The organism is Pinibacter aurantiacus, assembly GCF_019130065.1.
GTDB classification, from domain to species: domain Bacteria; phylum Bacteroidota; class Bacteroidia; order Chitinophagales; family Chitinophagaceae; genus Pinibacter; species Pinibacter aurantiacus.
Genome location: NZ_JAHSPG010000011.1, coordinates 15779 through 36985 on the forward strand (window position 1 = coordinate 15779; position 21207 = coordinate 36985).

Consider the following 21207-nt stretch of genomic DNA (forward strand, 5'->3'; position numbering starts at 1 on the left):
TTGTTTATGGTATAAAAAGTATGTGTCTAAATAAAAGGTCGACTGATTAAATGCTATGAAAATTTAATTTTAATTATTCTTCCTGGCACTCATCAAAAATTCAGTTTCTGTACTACCGGTTTTCCTGCCAATTTCCCTTGTGGCAATTCGAATACGAATGATTTACTGCCGAGCTTAACAGTGATTTGTTTAAGATCTTTATTCATTTGGGGATCTTGCACGGAAGCAACATATTCTTTGCCGACCATCTCGATTTGTACAACGCATGGATCGGATACGCTTATCTTAACGCCCTGCTTATCAAGTGTTGTGTTTCCATTATAAAATACAGCCTGGCACAAATTGCCATCTGACGATTTCACTGCCTGTACCAACGTATCGTTTTGCAATACGACAAAAGGCATTGCAGCAGCCGGGGCATTCTTTCCGCAATACACCACATAGCCGTAGGTATCATTCTTTACCTCACGGCCATGATCGATCCAAAGTCTGAGGATATCAACGCTGGCGGGCAATTCTTTCACCGTGCTGTTGGCCTTATTCATCTTTAACCAATCGGTTGTTTTTGTTTCGTATGTGTAATAGGCTGCCTTGCTGTATTCAGGTAAAACGGTGTACGCAAATTTACCCTGCTGCCTTACCCAAACTGGTTTGCCTTTATCAAAGAAGGACTGAATACCCGGTTTTACTTTTTGCCAGGAGCCATTGTTGAATACCAGCACGTCATTGTCTTTTGCTGTTTGATCAATGGTAGTGCGAATAGTTCCTTCCAATTCGGGGCGAAGATTGTTTATACCTGCACCTAACGCAATCATATAATCGGCTTGCATAAAATAGGCTTTGTGTGCCTGTACGTCATAGATGCATTCGTTTTCACCTTTGTTGTTTCCTTTGTCATTCACGTCCTCCCTATCGGAAGCATTCATCTTTTCAAAAGCAAAACCTGCCACGGCATTATCTCCTCCTGAAGTAGCAGCACCGGCAAAATTGAATTTACTATTATACCCTCTCCAATTGGTAACGGGTTTTATTTTATCCATGCCTTCACGAGCGGTAACACCCGGAGAAGCAGTAACATCCCAGCCACCATAGATTTTCCGGTATTCGGTTCCGTTGCGTTGAAAGAGTGTCAGCCCATCATTGGTAAAAAAGTTATAGCAATCGGCGAAATTGATGGCGCTTTCAATGCCATCACACCTGTTGGAAGCCATGTTCACGATAATATGGTATCCTGCATTCTTTTTTATAAGATCGTCGTTGTTAAAAAACCAACGGGTGCCACTATACAAGCCGCCGGCAAACTGTGGCATGTTAATGTCTTTTGCGTTGGCTTCACGGATGAACTGTTCTATTTCATTTTGCTCTGAAGAGGTAAAGGAAGACTTCCAGTTTTTCATCAGGCTATTGGCAAGCCCCAATGAAGGAATAGTGTTACTGCTTTTAATATAAACAGAGGAACCGCGGTCCAGGCATGGAAGCGTGTAGCCTTTATAATCGTACCAGTTGCTACCTCTGAAAAAGTTCATTAAAGTTTCTTTATTATCCTGCGTTAATTTCTTTTCCCAGGGCGAACCCTGTAACATCACCAGCATGTTCAACGCATTGTTGCCGCCATCAATGGGATAGCCCCAGATCAGGCACTGTTTACCATGACCCCAACCTGCTCCATCGGCTGTAAATCCTTCTATCCAAAATGACTCATGATAGGTTGCCTGAGAAGTTTGGCTGATACCACGTTGACATACTTCCGACAACAGATCGATCATGGGAATGGACTTATACATGAATGCTGTAGGCAATAGCGAACGATAAGCCAACGCATTACCACCCACCCACCAAACATGGTTTCTGAAGCGTTCTATCTGCACCACATTGTTATCGGTGGAATCGTTGCGTAAGGGTTGGGTCCAGCATTGCAAAGCCAGTTCTTTCAATATAACACATGCATCTTTTAATAACGGATTGTTGCTCTTGCCAGCTTCTACTTCATCCATTTGTTTGAGCAATGAAAAATAAGTATTTACTGCTGCTGTAGGAATCATAAAACATGAGGCGTGAAACCTTGGTGCTGCATTGTTACGGCCCGTTTCGAGATTGCCATAGCGAATAATGGCTTTGAGATATTTATCTGCTAATACATCACTTTCTTTCAATTCACCACGACGGTAAGCATCCGCTATTTTCCAAAGACGATTCATAGCTTCCGATACTACTTTCGCAACCACATCGCTTTGTGGCGTATATTTTGAAAGCAACATTTTTTCATCCGCAATCTTTGTTTCCTGCTGTGCCAGATCAGTAAACTGCCCATTGTCTCCAAGTAAGCTAAAACATTCATGGCTACTCATCTTCATTTCGCCCGCAAGTTGCGCATAACGATAAGGCGTTTTGTTGAAACCTTCGCGGTATTTTTTTATGGCTGCTTCTTTTTGCACATCTTTTACTGTGGCAGCTTGTGTGGAGTATTTCACATAGTTGTCATAAGCAAACTTTCGCTCTGCATCTTGTGCCTGACTATACAGAACCACCTTCATAGTACATAGAACAAGAAACAATTCTTTCATATTACATTTACGTGTTTATATCAATTAATTCGTTCAGATACCCATTCAATAAAAAAAATGTTACTTTTTTATTTCTTGCTGTAGCGGTATCCTCATTCGTATTCTTTAAGATCTTGTCGCCTTATTGTTCGACAAGAGCGAATACCGGTTCAATTTTCAAGATCTCATTCTATTATTATTTCAAAATAACATCAACAACATCTCCATTAATTGTTCGCACTTCCGAAGGGATTTGAATAGTAACTAGTCCATCGTTTACTTCGTATTTCATATTTACATTTTGCCCCAGCAACCGTACATTTTTAATCGGATGTAACGTTTTTAAAGTAACTGTTTCTGCGGGAAGAGGTAACTCAGGTGCTGTAGCGTTATTTTTTGTTTCTGGCATTACAAACAGATAACGGTGTTTTTCATTTGCTACAGCAGGCACTGATGCTTTTTCTTCGGCGCTTAATGCATGTGTTCCTTTGATGGCACTCTCATTCACTTTCATCCATGCTGCTATGGCACGTAGATGATCTGCCATGTCTTTGCTGAATACACCATTTTTATCTGGTCCATAGTTTAGCAGCAAATTGGTGTTATTGGCACGACAAACGGCTAATTCATTTATTGAAAACGCAGGAGATTTGGCAGGCGTTGCCGTATATCCCCATCCCCTGGTTTCAGCGGTTGTACATAATTCAGTCCAATCGTTTTGAACCGTTGCCGGCAATGCGCCATCGCCTTCCAAAGTTTTATAATCTCCGTAACCATAGAATCGAGGACTCACTACAATACCGGGTTGTAATTGGTGAATGCGTTCCATAGTAATGAGTTTTTTCCATGCACTATTTCCTATAGGGATATCGGGACGACCATCAAACCAAATCATGTCTATTTTACCATAATTGGTTAACAACTCTTCGAGTTGTCCTGTAAGGTAGGCCGCAACATCATTATAGTGTTGTTGTTTTTCTGCTTCTGTTTTTTCGGTTGTTCTTGGACGTAAGTCCGGATCCAGTTCAGGAAGATTAGAATAGTTTTGAACAATACGCCAGTACATGAAGCTTTGAAAATCTTTATTGAAATACCAGTCAGGGCCTGAGTAGTAGATGCCGACTTTTAAACCATATTTTCTACAGGCAGCCACGTATTCTTTTACAAGATCTCGCCCGCCCATATAGTTTTTAGTGTTAAAGTTTCCATATCTACTGGGCCATAATGCAAAACCATCGTGATGACGAGCAGTCAACACAACATAGGTCATTCCAGCCTCTTTTGCGAGTTTAATCCAGGTATCGGGATCGTATGATGATGGATTAAATTTTTTAGCCTGGTTCCAATATTGATTTGGAGTAAGACAAGAATTCGTTTTTTCACAATCATGACCTGCAAAAAAATCACCTTTTTTCACATACGCCTGAATTTCTTCATTAGTCGGTTTTGGATTGCGCCATGCTAATTGCGTTCCTGCCATCATTGGCCACGACAAGTCAACTTCACTTACGGATGCAATACTCCAATGGATGAACATTCCGAATCCTGCCTGGGGATACCATTGTGCACCGGGGTTGGTGGTATGCTCATAATCCGATTTTGCATTATCAGCAATGCCTATTTGAGCATGTTCTGCTTTTATTCGGCGTTGTTCTTCCGATTCTTGCTTATTTATTTGCGCTACTGTTGATGATGAAATAGCACACAATAAGCCTATTGAATACCAAATGTTTTTTTTCATGCCTTAAAGAAAAAAGAGTGGGCTATTTATTATTTTAAAACGACATCAAGGACGTCTCCATTAATTGTTCGTACTTCTGAGGGGACATGAATAGTAACCTGTCCATCATTTACTTCGTATTTGACATCTACTTTTTGCCCAAGCAATTGTATTTTTTTAATCGGATGTGACGTTTTAAAAGTAATTGTTTCCGCAGGAAGCGGTAAGGCAGCTACTATAGTATCATTTTTTGTTTTTGGCATTACAAACAGATAGCGATGTTTCTCATTGGCAACAGCAGGAACGGATGCTTGTTCTTTAGGGTCCAATGCATGCGTTCCTTTAATAGCACTCCCATTCACTTTCATCCATGCTGCAAAATCATGTAATCGATCTGCCATGTCTTTGCAAAAAACTCCATTTTTATCCGGTCCGAAATTTAATAGGAAATTGGTGTTATTAGCGCGACAAACGGCTAATTGGTTCAATTCAAAAGCTGATGTTTTAACCGGAGAATTGCAATATCCCCATCCGAGTGTTTCAATATTTGAACACAATTCAGACCAATTGCTTTGAACTGTTGTTGGCAATGCACCATCGCCTTCCGTACTTTCATAATCGCCGTAGCCATAAAATCGTGGACTCAATACAATACCCGGCTGTAATTGATGAATTCGCTCCACGGTAATGAGTTGGTTTCTTGCACTATTATCTTTGGGAATATCAGGAGTTCCATCGAACCAAAGCATGTCTATTTTACCGTAATTGGTTAACAACTCTTCAATTTGTCCCGTTAGATATGCAGCAACATTTTCATAGTGCTGTTGCTTTTCTGCTTCTGTTTTTTGGGTTGTTCTTGGATGTAAGTCTGCATCTAATTCAGGAAGAAAGGGGAAATCTTTTTTAAGGCGCCAATACATGAAATTGTGAAAATCTTTGTCGAAATGCCAGTCAGGGCCTGAATAATAAAGCCCGACTTTTAAACCATATTTTCTACATGCAGCAATGTATTCTTTTACAAGGTCCCGACCGCCCATATAGTTTTTAGTGTTGAAGTCACCATATTTACTGGGCCACAATGCAAACCCGTCGTGATGGCGAGCGGTCAAAACAACATACGTCATTCCCGCCTCTTTTGCCTGTCTTGCCCAGATATCCGGATCAAATGATGAAGGATTAAATTTTTTAGCAAGATCCCAATATTGATTGGGGGTAAGACAAGAGTTCGTTTTTTTACAATCCATAAATGCTAAATAATCGCCATCCTCCATGTATTTACGCATTTCTTCATCAGTAGGCTTTGGGTTGCGTACGGATAGTTTAGCACCTGTGATCATTGCCCATGATATGTCAACCTCATTAACAGATGAAATACTCCAATGGATAAACATTCCGAATCCTGCATCGGGAAACCATTGAGCGTCAGGGTTAGTGGTACGCTTGTAATTTGATTTTACATCATCGGTAATACCTATTTGTGCATGTTCCGCTTTTATCCGACGTTGCTCTTCTGATTCTTGGGCGTTTTTTTGTGCTGCTACTGTTGATGAAATAGCACACAACAAGCCTATTGAGTAAAGAATATTTTTTCTCATATTTTTTTGCTGGTTAAATTTCAAGGCACATTATCCTTTTGAGTTTCTATACATACAGGAAGGACAATTACAACACTTCACCATTATATTTCTTCTTTTTATTTCTTCTCCAATTTAATGGTTGCCGAATTGCCATCTATTAATGAAAACTCAACGGTCGTTGATTGTCCGTCGCTGCTTACTAATGCATTGGAAGGATTGTCGGCCACTTTCAGGTTTCCTTTTAATTGCAGCTTTACTTTTTGTTCGGTCGAACGCCATTTTATATGGGTATATGAATCGCCTGCCGAAACCGAATTCAGGTCGGGATTATCAATAGTTACCACCAAGTAGTCTTTGTTTTCGGTTACTCCCAATAATGCTTTTCCTGAAATGCTTTTAACCACTCCGATATTTACATGCTGATTTTTTTCAAAAAAAGCATAGACAATGGTGTTGTCGGGCAACCATTTTACTGCATGCAATGAATCGGTTTGACTTAACACCGTAAACAACGTTTCTTTTTCAAATTGCTTTGCATAATCTTCCATTTGCTTTGCCGTAGTGCCCGGTATAACTACAAAACGATAGTTGGCATTAGCAGGCGCCATGCCGTGGCTGATATAGGCTTTGCAAACATTAGAGGTAACAGTTGGAGAGCCCGTTAATGAACTGCCCACCGGCACTGTTTGCTTGCCTCCGATAATGGTTATATCACCAGTTCCTTTAGGCACATAATAACCTGTTCCAGGTCCGTTTAATACCCATGCCCCTTTTTCCCTGGCAGAAACCACCCGGTTATAATCCGCATCCTTTATTTCATTGTCATTAACATAAATGGCCGGAGTGCTAATTTCTGAGACAGTCTGGAACAAATTGGTTGCGGTAATACCCGTTTGATTGGTAGAACTGATACCGGTGCCCAGGCATACCAATACATTATTGAAAGCAAATACCGATTTATGAAATTTCAGGTTGTTAGGCTCATAACTATCTCTCGCATCCTCGGCAAAGTCCAGGGCAAATATGCCATACTTACCCAATGTCAAAGCACCTGCAAAACTGTTTTTTTGATATTCATCGGCCCTGACGGTTTTTGCCTGTAATTCGTTATATGGCAAATGAACGGTTGTGGCGCCGGGCGCTACATTCCAGTCCCATCCCTTTCCATCTTTAACGCAACCGCTTGCAGCTCGGTCTCCATTATACAACACTTCCAATGCGCCGTAACTTTGGTAACGTCCATACCTGTTCAGATTAGGAAATATTTCAGAACCCCACATCCTATCAGTCAGCCCTTTCATTACGACGGTCCAGCCATTTTTATGTAGCACACCTGTTTGTGCGTAATTGAACTGATAGTATCCATCAAAATCAATTTTAGATTGTGGATATTTATCGGTTTGAAAGATATAATTGTAAAATGCCGCCAGGTCAGCGTTATACGGTTTTCCTTCAATATCACCCCCTACTTCTACAAGCTCTTCTAAAATGGTTGGTGATAAAGGGCAGTTGATAAAGCTTCCTCTCCCGGATGATGCATTTGCCAGAAAAACACCTTTTGATGATTGTAAGAACAGCGCTCTATACCCTTTGCTCATATTTTGAAAACCTTTCGGCGTAATCCGGAACGATGTGCCTTTCAGCGAATAAACCCTGTCGGCAAAGGCACGCAAAGCATGCATATACCCAATATAAGGCACCCCGTGATGACTATAACAGCCATCGGGTTTCATCCCGTCGGCAGCACCCGGTGTAGCTTCCGAATACAAACTTAAATAACGGGAAATGCATTTCAAATCTCTCACATATTCATCCTGAGAGGCGTCCAGTGCGGCTAGTTCAAACAAAAAACCCGTATACAAGTACATATGGTCGGTAATCGGAATCAGCTTAGTGCTATAAATGTCATTATAAGAATTTGCCCATTTCAGCATTTTAATAACTTCCACTTTCATATCGTGAGGATACAATTGCATGCCTTCCAAAAAGCTCCCTAAAAAGCTGCGGGAATGATCATAGCCCGTATTACCTAAATAAATGTTTCCGCCTTCTGCAAGACCCTGATCCAGCAGATATTCTGTAAATGTTAACAGTTTTTCTTTTGCATCAGCATCGTTATTATTAATGGCTGCTTCGGCCAGGAAAGAGCAGTATTGTGATACCAACATAAAACTATCTTGCCGATTGAGATTAGCCATACCTCTACCGGTAATAGAGCCGTCTGCATTGCGGCGAATACTACAATCGTTTACAAACTTCTTAGCAGCAGTAACTTTTTCAGGAGCCACCTTCGGGATATCACGCTTATAAATCAAAGCCACTTTTTGTGCATCCGACAATTCTAGTTCGGTAGCATGCTGTACCGGCATATCCGGCTTATTTAAAAAATCTCTAAAAGGATCTTCCCATTCTTTGGGCAAAACGGCTACATCCGGTAGCATATGCAACCCCGGTATTCGTCTTTCCGCATTGCCTGCGATAGTAAATGCATCCAGGTACAAAGTTGTAGTTGCAGACGGATGTTCAGGTTTGTAAACGATCTCCATTTTATCCAGGGCAAATCCCTGCAATTCTTTATCTCCGTTATAATCATAGCGATAACTGCGGTGATAATCTCTCCATCCTTTATAGTTCAGCAGCATGTGGCCCTCTCTTTTCAACGCGCCAGCTTTATCATAGAACCTGAAAACAAGTGTATCGTTGGTTACTTCTTTACTGTAAATAAAAAACCGGGCAGCGCTTGCATCGGAACTTCCGGTTTCATTATCAGAAATACCGAGGTTGCCGGCTGTTAGCACAGTGCCATTTTTCACCTGCCATTTGAGGCCGTTTGCTCCGTCTTTCACATGTTCATTACTTAAGCTGAGCGGAGTACCGGAAGTAGAAAAATTACCCGGTACCACGGTGTTAAAATCATAAAACTTCTGTTGGCCGGAACCAACAAGGGCTGCAACAACCATGAATATTGTTAAGCCTCCGGATTTCATTCTCATTCTCGTTCTCGTTTTCATATAAGCTATTATCAAACAATTTTTATTTTAATTACGTTGGATACTAAGTGTCCAATTCGTTTATTTCAGGACGTCCTTTTCAATCGACACATTGTATCTGTACACCGGCACTATGTCAATCTTTTTTACTTTAGCCTTTAATTGATCGTCCACTGTTTTTTCTAAGGTGCCCCAATAAATGTCGTATTGCTTTTCTGCTGGCAAGACCTGCATTAATATAGGGGCAGCAGTATTCTTAACCAGGTAGTTCAATCTGAATTTACAAATTCCATTGTAGTTAAACTGGTCGTACACTAGTTTGTTGTCCTGGTACATTGTCAGTACATCACCATTGTAATGCATTTCTACTTCCCAGTCGGTTACGCCGTCAGAAGGCTTGCAACTATAGCTTGATTGATAAAGTTGCTGATTCGGCAATGAATGAAATGTTGGTAAATACAAAGGGCCGGGTTGTAGGGGCTTGAACTCTTTTGATTTCTTAAACACTGCGAGCATTGAATCTTTGAACGACTGGGCTGCTTCAATATTATTATCTGTCACTGGTGAATAATTTACGGAAGGCTTATTTGCAACCGAAGCCTTGATGATAAATGAGCTGAACAAATTGTTTTCATCAACCTTTTTACAGGATACAGCATTTACGATTGATTTTACAGCTACATCAGAACCCGGATAAATTTTCACTTCCATCTTGCCATTTTTGCTTGCTGCTTCAAGACTCCACTGATCATTTGCTTCCTGCCTTAACAAAGCCTGTGTTAAAATCAACGCTTCCTTTTCATTGCCATAATTGATTTTATATGCCTGCAAAGCCTGCACTCTGGTAATAACAAGCACTTTAACCAATTCATTCTTTTTATTCGTTACTTCAAAATAAAAATCTCCTTCTTGTTTATCGTCTGTTATCGTACCGCTTTTTGCATTCCACGAACAACCCTTCAACGCACCTACTTTTTCAATGGTAGTATTATCGAATACCATTTCCGGAGCAATGGAATCTCTAAAGAATACAAACGTTTTTGTGGCATCATTATTTACAATAGCAAGTGGCTGTACGGTTGCATATTTCAACAACACACTTTGCATGTCTAGCTTATAGGGCCAGATGACATAATGATTGGAAGGAAACGTGATCGGCTTTGCCGGAACTGTTTCTACTGCTGTACCATTATTTAAACTAAGCTGAAAATCATTAACTGCAGGCAATGAAACAAGCCTTTGGTAATTGGAAAGAAAAATAAAGCCTGCACCATTTTTAGTACGGACAGAAGCCTGCACTGTATCGTTTGAAAACATTGAACGCTTCAGTTGAGCCGGAAAGTAAGGGCGTGTTTCAGCCAATTGGCATCCATAATCCTGTACAAAAAGATTCATCAATTTTAATTCGGAAAAAGAAGGAGCTGGAATTCCCATGGCACCTAAAGGAGCCTGAAAATCGTAATTAAGCAAAGGCATATCGTTAGGATAATTAGAAACCCTTGATTCCTGGAACCCGTAGTGGTTTGCCGAATCAAGTGGAGTCATCCCCCCGTGAAACATAAAATACCCGAACCCGTTTAAGCCTGCTGCTAATTTTGTAAAAATATTGGCTGCAACATCCGTAGCAGATACATCTACACGCCTGTGATAAGTTTTTTGCATGCCTGCGCCTAATTCTGCAGAAATCAATGGATAATTGTTTCGAACATTCGCATCCACTTTTCCTAACAGATCACTTCCGATATCATCATCTGCTTTCAAAGGTTTAATGAAATACACGGGTTTGATAAATGCCTTTGTTGTTGTATTCCACGGACTATCGGGATAACTGCCAAGCGTATACAAAAATTCATCCTGGTTATCCGGACCAGGAGCAAATCCACTGTAATAAGGAACATCCATCCCGAGCTGTATAGCCATCTTTTTCAATGTCTTCATATGCTCATACTCGGGAGCATTTTTAAAATTCATTTCATTCTCCAACTGAACACCAATGATCGGCCCATCTTCCTTAAAATAATATCCCTCGCATTGTTTAGCTATTTGCTTAAAATACAAACCGGCATAATTTAAATATGCAGGATCGTTTGTACGCTGTTTTATATTCTTCGTCATCAGCCAGTCAGGAAACCCGCCATTCTTAATTTCTGCATGTACCCAGGGGCCTATTCTCAGCCATACATACATTCCATGTTTTTTACAAAGCGCTAAAAACCTGTTGAGGTCGTTATTTCCGCGCCAATCAAAAACACCTTCTTTTGTTTCATGAAAGATCCAAATAATATACGAGCTGATTACCTCCACTCCACCAGCTTTCATGGCAAGAATTTCCTGCTCCCATTGCTGCGCGTTATACCTTTCATAATTAAATTCTCCCATCACAGGAAACCAGGGTTTTCCATTTCGCAAAAGGTAGTTGCCGGTATAACTTAAGCTTTCACCATTGGGCCTCACGCTGGTACCCATTTTAAGCTTCGGCGTTATTACTGCTGCATTGCTGCTTTTTATTTTTATATCATATTGTAACCCGCTCTGAGCATACAATCCTACACACAGGCCGCAAACAACGCACAAAAGAAAAAAATGAATTTTCATCACGTTAGCCTTTTTGATTTTAAGGTTTTTGATAATATTCTAAGTCAATTTTGTATCAACCTGGCCGTCATTCAATACTAATTCTGTCTGATGGTTGGAAGTTTTTTTCGATCAATACTGCTTTTCAATTTCCTCTACTGACATTGCGCCTCAATTAAAACCAAAGACGCCGCCCTCGACGGAAAGCGGCGCCCTGATAATTAAATTAACCTATATAAGGTTCTCACAGAAAGCATCCGCAACGGCTATTTTATAACAATCGGAATTTTTCTTGTGATGCTATCCTGTGTATAGGTAGTAAGATTTGTCGCCGCAAAAACTGCATCATATTTTCCTGCTGCCGTATACAAGTATTTAAAGGGTAAAGGTGCAACACTTATATTCTTTACCGCGACGCCAATATCAGGCGTTACAGTTGTTAAATCGCATCCTCCCATCAAGGTCCATGCTTCAGCATTGGAAGTGGCAGCTGCTGCGGTACTTGCGCCGGTGATCACCAATGAAGAACCTGCCGTAATGGCCCAGTTATAGGTATTAGAAACTGGAAAAGCCATCCAACCCGCATTGAATGTGGTACCTCCATAATTCAATATGGGAACATTATAAGCAGCGAGGTTACCAATATTATAGATGGTACCATCAGTTAAATTGTTGCTAAGCGTCAGGTTAGTAATCGTCCACTTATTTTGAACAGAACCTGCTTGTGCAGTGTATTTGAAGGCGACAAATACTTTTTTGCCGGCTGCAGCATAAGCACTGAGGTCTATTGTATCTATCACTGCCGTTGCATTTGTTGCCAGTTTTGAAGGCGTTACATCGGTCCAGGAAGCCGCAGCAATATTGGCCTGCGTTGCAGCTGTATCGTACACCAATGTATTGGTAGTTACCACTCCCTGGATAACTGTCCTGCTGCCAACTACCCCTTTAAAGTCGGTAGACAACATTACATGCAGCGAGTTAGCCTGTGTGCCGGCATTTAAAGCATTGGTAAAAATAAGTCTGGAAATTCCGGTAGCAGATGTCCGGTTACGATAGTTGTACCTGTGTCCAACTTCTCCGGAAAAAAAAGTAATGGCAGCGGGATTGCCGGTGAAATTAAAAATTGCCGGGCTACCCAATGAATAAGAAGCACCATCATGGCTGACGTTCATGGAATCTGCCTGAACATCAAATGAAGAGATGGGTGCAAGATCCAGTTGACTCTTATTACATGAAGTAATAGCGGCAACAGCAATTATTGTGGCTATAATATTTCTATAAGAAAGCATAATTTAAGTTTTTTCGCATTGTGATAAATGACTCTACTTTTCTCCTTACCATCCAGGATTTTGGGTCACATTTTTATTAACACTCATTTCGGAGGATGGAATAGGCAATAGCAAGTGCTTGAATGGTAAACCGGATGCCACATTGCTATATCCTGTAATTGCATTGGCTTTGGTATTTATCGCATATGTGGGCCATGCATTCATTTGGTTGAAAACATCGAGCATTGTTGGGTAGAAAATGTTCCAGCGAACAAGGTCACCCTTTCTTGTGCCTTCATAACAAAGTTCCCGTGAACGTTCATCCTGGATATCCTTGAGTGTTATAGCGCTCTTATCTACGTCTGCAGCTGTTAACAAGGTACCGCTGGCAGTGGCTGCCACCCCTGCGTAGGTAAACACAGCACCAGTAACCGCTGCACTCGATGCGCCCGATGTTTGTGCAGGAGGCGTGGCGGTAGAGTTACCTGCCGTAGTAACCGTATATAGATTGCCGTTATTAATCACTTGCTTGTTCACCGTATAAGTAGTGTTGGCCGCCCATGGTGTTCCTAAATAAATTGTAGCCGCCGAAGCTGGCGTAAAACCTAAACCACCAGATGTAAGTTTTACCGCCGTCACCGCACCACCCGTGATAGTGGATGCGCAACCTAACCAATTACCCAAATTGACATCGGCGATACTGGCATTGTTATAGTTGTTGGTAATGGTTGTATTGTAACCCGATCCGCCATTGATAAGGTTTAGAGATTTGAGTGGCGCCGTAGTAGCGGTTAATCCGTAACCTCTTTCTCTAACGGCATTTACTGCAGCTACGCCTGCCGGGGTGCAGCTACCGCCATTCACCTGCAAATCAGCCTCGGCAAACATCAACAATACATCGGCATAACGCAAAATGGGGAAATTGATGGCGGAAGTGTTCTTGCCTTTGGGTATGAAATTTTCATAGTTCCTTCTCCATTTGGCATTGGGCTTATTATAGGAAAACACGGTCGTATTGCTGATAGGCACCCTGGTTACATAAGGCAATGTAGTGGTGCTCACCGCATAATTGAAGTTGGCAACATTCCAATCCCTTCTTGCATCGCATGAATCATATAAATTGTACAACTTTTGGTTTACATAAATATAGCCGTACGAATAACCGCTATCCTGAAAAACCTGATTGATAGAACCAGGCAGTACGTTGGTAAAGCTAAAAGGAATGCCATTCTGTGATCCCAAAGTGCTGCCGGCCTTGACAATGGCACCATCATTGCCTGAATAACCTACTTCCCAAATACTTTCCTTTACATCAAATATGTTTGCCGCATTGTTAATAAATATCTGGCTATAGCTGGGGTTGAGGCTATGCAAGCCGGAGTTGATTACTTTTTGGCTGTAAGTCAGTGAGCTATCATACATAGCTGCTGCACCGCCTTTTCCCCCGTTTAAAGGATAGCCGGCCATGTATAGGTATACACGGGCCAGGATGCCATCTACCGCACTTTTTGAAACACGGCTGGCATGGTTTAATTTGTTGATTGGATACACTCTGTTTTCCGCGGCTTTCATATCGGCAAGAATTTGCTCATAGACCGCTATCGTAGGTGTTCTTGCGATTTGTAAACCCTCCGGGCTTGTTGTCGGTGTTATTTTAAGAGGCACATCGCCGAAATTAGATACCAGCAAGAAATGATAGTATGCTCTTAAAAATAAGGCTTCCCCATAGGCTGCTTGTACATCTGCGCTTGGATCCTTCGGGTCTACATAAGATAGTAATTCGTTGGCACGTTCAATACCGGTATAGCATCCTTTCCAAAAATTATTGATATTTCCGGTAGAATAATCATAACCCAATGCAGCCACATTATTACTGGCAACTGCTCTGCCCGGCCCACCTATAAAAGTTTCATCATTACAAGTAAAAATACCGACTACATTCTCATTATATAAGGATGCTCCGCCGAATGAACCCAAAGGGCTGTAAATGGCTGCGATGGCATTCGTTAAATTACTACCCTGGTAGTATGATGCCGGAGGCAAAAAACTTTGCGGCACAGTTGCTAAATATTTTTTGCAAGCTGAAAAAGCAACCAATACAAAAATGGCTATGATATATATATTGCGTTTCATGTTATCGTCTTTTTTAAATTAAAAAGTAACATCCAATCCCAGTGTAAATGTTCTGGCTTTCGGGTATGATGAAAAATCAAATCCGCCTGTTAATACAGAGTTGTACAGGCTCACTTCCGGGTCCTGTCCCGAATACTTTGTCCAGGTAATTACGTTCTGGACTGAAGTATATGCTCTGACCCCTTTAATTTTCACATGTTTTAAGACAGCAGCCGGCACGTTATACCCAAGAGAAAGCGTTTTAAGCCTTAGGTAGGACCCGTCTTCAATAGTGTAAGTCGAGTAACCGGTAAATGCGGTGGCAAGGCCATTTACTCTCGGAATATTTGTGTTAGTGTGGGTTGGTGTCCATCTATCCGCATAGCTTGCAAACTGATTCATGGTGGAACTGAACCCTCTGAACATGTAATTGTTCATATTCTGAATGTCGTTCCCTGCGGACCATTGAAAAAACACATTCAAGTCAAAATTCCTGTAGGTGAAATTATTGGAAAACCCGCCTATGTGCTTTGGTAAACTGTGGCCAATAACAGTAAAATCATTTTGATTGATCGTCAGATCTCCATTCAAATCCTTGTATTTAATATCGCCTGGCTGAATGTTTGCTCTGCTGGCATTACCATTACTTGTTACATTATTTTTCAGGGTGTAATTTCCGGAAGTAGCTTTATCAAAATCGCTGTACTGGTAAACACCATCGGCTATCAACCCATACATCAAACCTAATGGCTGCCCCACTTTAGCAATATAACTGCTTACTGAACCAATGCCGCTTGACCACGGTGTAGTGATCCCCATCGATTCCTGGCCTTCGGCTAACTGCAACAGTTTGTTCCGGTTAAATGAAATATTAAAATTGCTGGTCCATGTAAAGTTCCTGCTTTGAATATTGATGGTATTCAAAGTAAACTCAAGACCCTGGTTCCGCACTCTGCCGATATTTTTGTACACCTGTGCATAACCGGAAGAGGTAGGGACACTCGCGTTCAGCAATAAGTTGGAAGTTTCTTTATTGTAGGCATCAATCTCTAATGCTATACGCCCCCTCAGGAAACCAAGTTCAAGCCCCACGTCACTCTGCGCTGTAGTTTCCCATTTCAACTTTTGATTACCGATAGTCGATGGATAAGCGCCGTATGTTGGAACGTTATTTATTGTATAAGAAACACCCGGATCCAGGTTGTACACCGATAAATAGGCGAAATCACTTACCCTGTTATTGCCGGTAACACCATAAGAGGCTCTCAGCTTGGCATCTGAAATAACGCTTTTCAAGCCATTCATAAATTTTTCATTCGAAAGATGCCATGCTACAGCAGCTGACGGGAAGTATGCCCAGTGATTTTCAGGAGCAAATTTGGATGATCCGTCAGCCCTGTAAGATAATGTCAACAGGTATTTGGATTGGTATGAATAGTTCACCCTTCCTAAAAACGAAACCATGGTATTTGAAGATGCCGATGTTGTATTGGTCTTGGCTGTACCCTGGCCCAAAGCGTATATCCCCAAAGACTCATTAGGTACGTTGGCCGCAGACAAGCCATTGACGGCTGTTTGAACCTTTTGGTTACTCATGTCAACCATCGCAGTTATACTGTGGTCCCTATTAAACGTTTTAGTATACGTTAAATAGTTTTCATTCAGCAATGACGTGAATTTGCTGTTGGTGATTGAACCATTGGGCCCGGTGCCACTATAGATAGACCCCTGGTATGTTTGGGAACCATAAAATTTCTGGGTCTCAATAAGCTTCTGATCAATGCCGCCGGTCACTCTTAACACAAGGCCCGGTATAATATGATACTCCAGATAGGCATTGCTGATCAGGTCGTTTGTAATATTTGTGTTTATTGTATTTTTCAATGATTTAAAAGGATTGAACCGGTAATCGCTGCTGGCGACAGGATTGACTAAAGGATCGGTATTGGTATCGTCAGTAATATCGAAATTTTGACCGCCCAGACCAGCAGAGCTGGCAGGGCTAGGGTTCACCGGCCTGTTTCCCCAAACACTGCTCATCAGGTTTAGCGAACCACTGAAATTACTGCCACCGACAGGTAATCCATCTTGCTGTAGGTGACTGTAGTTGACGTTAAGGCCCATTTTAAATTTATCGCTGATCGTTTGATCCAGCGAAAAACGTCCCTGGTACCTTTTGAAACCTGAGGTGATGATCATCCCCTTTTGATCAAAAATATTTCCTGAAACGGCGTATTTGGTCTTATCATTACCGCCTGTTAGAGAAAGTGAATTGCTGTACGTAGGAGACTTTTGGAATATCTGGCTTTGATAATCGATAAAATCAGCGGTATCCTTATAATAATTGAGGGTGGTACCACCACTTAAATAAAGTTGCATAGGTGTAGGAGTGTTACCCGGCACATAAACACCGCCGGTAGCAGGGTTGGCCTCCAGTTGCATTGCAACAAAATCGTAGGGCTTCATCACCTGCATTTGTTTAATATTCTGCTGCCAGCCATAGTAGCCATTATACCTTACCACAGGGAGACCTGCTTTTCCACGCTTGGTGGTGATCATTATCACACCGTTTGCACCACGGGCACCATAAATAGCGGTGGCCGAAGCGTCTTTTAACACTTCGATCGACTCAATGTCCGCAGGGTTGATGGTATTGGTATTCATGTCCTCAATCGGAAATCCATCCACTACATACAAGGGTGTATTGGATTGTGTAACAGAGTTAGCACCACGCACCAAAATGTTGATGGTGTTACCGGGCTGTCCGTCCATGGTATTCACCTGTACACCTGCTACCCTGCCGGCAAGTGCCTGGTCGAATGAGCCAACAGGCGCTTTCATCATATCAGATATATTTACTTTGGCTACAGACCCAGTGAGGTCTCTCTTCTTAACGGTACCATATCCAACAACTACCACTTCTTCTGTTTGGGTAGATTTCTGTTTTAGTGTAGCATTAAGTGATGTGTTTGTCCCCAGGGCAAGCTCCTGTGCTTCATAGCTTACATGACTAAAGACAAGATGGGCATTTGTACCGTTTGTATGAATGGTATAGTTACCATCCTTATCGGTCCTGGTAGCGGTCTGGGTTCCCTTTACGGTTACCGTTATTCCCTCAATTGGGCGACCATCGGGACCAATCACCCTACCCTTAATCACATTGTTTTGGGCAATAGCGGGTAAGAGGGCCAAAAAAAGAAGTAGTGCAAGCAAACATTTTTTCATTTTTCAAATATTAGCAGTTAGAAATCGTTAGGGGTCCCAAGTGTACATTTTCAAAAAAAGAAATACCTGGCTGACCTATTTTTCAAAGGATGGTTCCACTTATCTAAATAAATTAATTGTCGATTTTTTGGTAACGAAGCAAGGCTTCTAAATAATAATAATCAGCGTACACGATTGGTACGTCAATTTCGGCGTTGTGAGGGAAACTACCCACGGAATGTTTCAGTAAAAAATACGCATTGCTTCCCGGAGTGGCCATGTAATTTGACGTACTTAACGTTTTCATGGATGAAATCGCAAAGTCTTTGTACTTTTTTCCTTCCTCTCCCAGGTAACCGCTCAGTTCAAACAAAGCAGAACTCACTACAGCAGCGGCTGACACATCACGCACCTTGTAATTTATTTTTGTTGGTTCATAGTTCCATTGCGCCGTATATCCTGTCTCATTAACATTAAAATCCCAATATGGAATTTTATCGGCAGGTAGATTGGGATTGTTCATATAGAAGTCTGCCATCTTTTTTGCCGTAGTCAAAAATTGTTTGTCTCCTGTTTCGCGATAGATCATTGTAAAACCGTAAATGCCCCATGCCTGACCGCGGGCCCAAGTGGAATTATCTGCAAAGCCCTGACAAGTCTGTTGATTTAACACCTTTCCACTCACTGTATCGTAGTTTACTACATGAAAAGAACTATAATCAGCTCTTATTTGATTTCTCATCATAGTCTCTGCGTGGTGGATAGCTATATTTTTATAAATGGGATCGCCTGTTACTTTAGAAGCAAAGAACAGTAGTTCGAGGTTCATTAAATTATCAATGATAACAGGATAGTGCCATTCTGTTTTTCCGTCCCAGGATTTGCGGTAGTTCCAGGATTTAATGCAGCCAACTGTAGGATTGAAGCGGGTTATAAGTGATTTGGCTGATTGAATTAGTACATCTTTATATTTTTCGTTGTGTGTGATGCGGTAAGCGTTTCCGAAACTGCAATACATCATAAAGCCCAGATCATGATGTGAAGTATTGAACTGGTTTTGTTCAAGGCTTTCCGTCCATTTAATAGCTGCAGACTTCCATGCTGTATCATGTGTGTACTCAAATACGTACCAAAGATTGCCGGGCCAAAAACCACCGGTCCAATCAGACATATCAACATATTTTGTATGGCCGCTGCTATCGCTCGTACGTGGATAATGTAATAAGTCATTCGTTTGATCCAGCATCAAACGGTATTGTTTTTCTGCAACATCAAAAGAATGTTCAGCCATGTTCCTCTCCTCTTTTTTACCAATGAATGCAATAACAACAACAGTTGCTGTCATCAGTAAAATCGCCCCCAATAATCCATTTCGTTTCATCGCCGTCATGCTTACAATCGTTTTTGTGGAAGCAGCAAACTATGCCGCTTTTCTACAAGCAAGTTGGTAAGAATTATTTGAAACGATTGGGTAAAAACGTCCTCAAAAAGCGGATAATTTTCTTTTGTTTACATGAGGTATATTAACTCCTTGTATCTGTGATATATTCTGATGGTGATTTGCCAAACATTTTTTTAAACTCTCGGCCGAAATATTTGGGATCGTTAAACCCTACTTTCCATGCGACTTCAGAAACATTGAGCTTGTCGTTAGCAAGAATAACCGCGGCTCTTTTCAGTCGCATAGATTTAAGAAATTCTGCGATAGGAATTTTTACAAGCGCATCAAACTTTTTATAAAGTACGGACTTACTCATTCCAAGTTCTTTCGAAAGATCCAGCACGCCAAATTCTGATTTCTCAAGATTGTCTTCAACTAAGCGCATGAGCCTTTCCATAAATTTTTTGTCGACAGTGCCTATTTCAATGTCAAGCGGCTCAAAAAATAATTTCTGGCTATACTTGTGACGTAAAACCTCTTTCGATTTAATAAGATTATTGATGTACGTTTTGAGTAGATAAATATTGAACGGCTTGGTAAGGTAAACATCGGCTCCTTGTTCCAATCCTTCAATCTGGTCCTCCACCTCAACCTTTGCTGTAAGCATGATCACAGGAATATGACTTGTTCTTTCATCGTTTTTCAGGTTATAGCAAAACTGTTTGCCATCCATTTCCGGCATCATAACATCGGTAACAATCAGGTCGGGCAATTCATTCACTGCGATTTCCCAGCCTGTCAAACCGTTTGCAGCTTCGAGAATTGAATATTCTGTTTCTAAGCATGTTTTTATGAAATCTCTTATCTCCTCACTATCCTCGATGATTAAAATTTTCTTTTCCATCATACAGCAGTTTTTTTGATATAAACACGGTTTAGCGAACGTTGTTTAACTGAAAGTTTCCGAGTGTCAGGGTAATAATAAAACGAGTTTCCTGGTTACCAGTTGCCTGGTTCATTTCACTAGTAAAGCTTAAACTTCCTTTGTGCAGTTCAACAAGACGTTTTGAAAAAGCAAGTCCAATTCCGGATCCTACATTCTTAACAGAGCCGGCATCTGCCTGGTAAAAATTAGAGAAAATTTTTGACTGCATTTCTTTTGGAATACCAACGCCATCATCGCAAACATGAATTTCTACCGTTTCACTTTTACCCCGAAATATGGAGATTGAAATATTGCCTTTCACCGGTGTAAACTTTATAGCATTTGAGAGCAAATTGGAAAGTACTATTTCCATGTAATGATCATCGATATTAACCTGAATATCTTTTTCAAGGCTTTCGAATTTAAAATGTATGTTCTTATTTGTAGCCATCGCACTGAACTTATCGTATACATAATGGGTAAACGCTACTATGTTAGTCGACTTTTTCTTTAGCTGGGTATATCCCGAATCGGCCTTCCTGAAGTCGAGCAGATCGTTGGTAAGCTTTAATAATCTCTCAGCACTGCTTTTTATGGAATTAAGCATTTTCTGCGGCCCTGGACTTGTAGGCAATGTATTTATCAACACATCCACCGGTCCGATGATCATCGTAAGAGGCGTTCTTATTTCGTGTGAGATATGGGTAAAAAAGTCCATTTTCATTTGGTGCAGCTCCTGTTGCTTAATGTTCACCATATGCTCATAACGGATTTTCCGTCGCAAAGCGGTTCTTGAAACAAAGAAAAAGATAATGCCAAAAGCCAATGCCAAAACAAAAAGAATATATAGTGAATAGGCCCACCATGTTTTCCACGGTGGTGGAAGAATAGTGATCGCCAAAACCACAGGGGA

11 protein-coding genes are annotated in these 21207 nt (G+C 41.2%); all 11 read right to left on the minus strand.

Features of this window, described 5'->3' with window-relative positions; genetic code table 11:
• Nucleotides 1-92: 92 nt before the first annotated feature.
• The 11 genes from KTO63_RS13565 to KTO63_RS13615 all read right to left on the minus strand — a co-directional run bounded on the left by KTO63_RS13565 (nucleotide 93) and on the right by KTO63_RS13615 (nucleotide 21195).
• Complete coding sequence (locus KTO63_RS13565; protein ID WP_217791874.1) at nucleotides 93-2564, minus strand: polysaccharide lyase family 8 super-sandwich domain-containing protein; 2472 nt, start codon at nucleotides 2562-2564, stop codon at nucleotides 93-95.
• 175 nt (nucleotides 2565-2739) lie between these two features.
• Nucleotides 2740-4284: an alpha-L-fucosidase gene (locus tag KTO63_RS13570; RefSeq protein WP_217791875.1), complete on the minus strand. Its 1545-nt coding sequence runs from the start codon at nucleotides 4282-4284 to the stop codon at nucleotides 2740-2742.
• 29 nt (nucleotides 4285-4313) lie between these two features.
• Nucleotides 4314-5858: an alpha-L-fucosidase gene (locus KTO63_RS13575; protein WP_217791876.1), complete on the minus strand. Its 1545-nt coding sequence runs from the start codon at nucleotides 5856-5858 to the stop codon at nucleotides 4314-4316.
• Nucleotides 5859-5956: 98 nt separating this feature from the next.
• Nucleotides 5957-8833, minus strand: a complete 2877-nt coding sequence (locus KTO63_RS13580; protein WP_217791877.1) for a polysaccharide lyase family 8 super-sandwich domain-containing protein — start codon at nucleotides 8831-8833, stop codon at nucleotides 5957-5959.
• Nucleotides 8834-8911: 78 nt separating this feature from the next.
• Nucleotides 8912-11425 (minus strand): beta-galactosidase, encoded by a 2514-nt coding sequence (locus KTO63_RS13585; protein WP_217791878.1) that lies wholly within the window; start codon nucleotides 11423-11425, stop codon nucleotides 8912-8914.
• Between the two features lie 245 nt (nucleotides 11426-11670).
• Nucleotides 11671-12693, minus strand: coding sequence for a DUF5017 domain-containing protein (locus KTO63_RS13590; RefSeq protein ID WP_217791879.1), 1023 nt, complete (start codon nucleotides 12691-12693; stop codon nucleotides 11671-11673).
• Nucleotides 12694-12738: 45 nt separating this feature from the next.
• Nucleotides 12739-14805: a RagB/SusD family nutrient uptake outer membrane protein gene (locus tag KTO63_RS13595; RefSeq protein ID WP_217791880.1), complete on the minus strand. Its 2067-nt coding sequence runs from the start codon at nucleotides 14803-14805 to the stop codon at nucleotides 12739-12741.
• A gap of 18 nt (nucleotides 14806-14823) precedes the next feature.
• Nucleotides 14824-18009 carry a SusC/RagA family TonB-linked outer membrane protein gene (locus KTO63_RS13600; RefSeq protein ID WP_232373167.1) on the minus strand — a complete coding sequence of 1062 codons (3186 nt, stop codon included), beginning with the start codon at nucleotides 18007-18009 and terminating at the stop codon, nucleotides 14824-14826.
• Between the two features lie 112 nt (nucleotides 18010-18121).
• Nucleotides 18122-19378, minus strand: coding sequence for a glycoside hydrolase family 88 protein (locus KTO63_RS13605; RefSeq protein WP_232373168.1), 1257 nt, complete (start codon nucleotides 19376-19378; stop codon nucleotides 18122-18124).
• A 133-nt stretch (nucleotides 19379-19511) separates the two neighbouring features.
• Nucleotides 19512-20276, minus strand: a complete 765-nt coding sequence (locus tag KTO63_RS13610; protein WP_232373169.1) for a response regulator transcription factor — start codon at nucleotides 20274-20276, stop codon at nucleotides 19512-19514.
• 28 nt (nucleotides 20277-20304) lie between these two features.
• The gene (locus KTO63_RS13615; RefSeq protein WP_217791881.1) at nucleotides 20305-21195 is read right to left on the minus strand and encodes a sensor histidine kinase; all 891 of its coding nucleotides are present in this window, start codon (nucleotides 21193-21195) and stop codon (nucleotides 20305-20307) included.
• Nucleotides 21196-21207 lie beyond the last annotated feature (12 nt).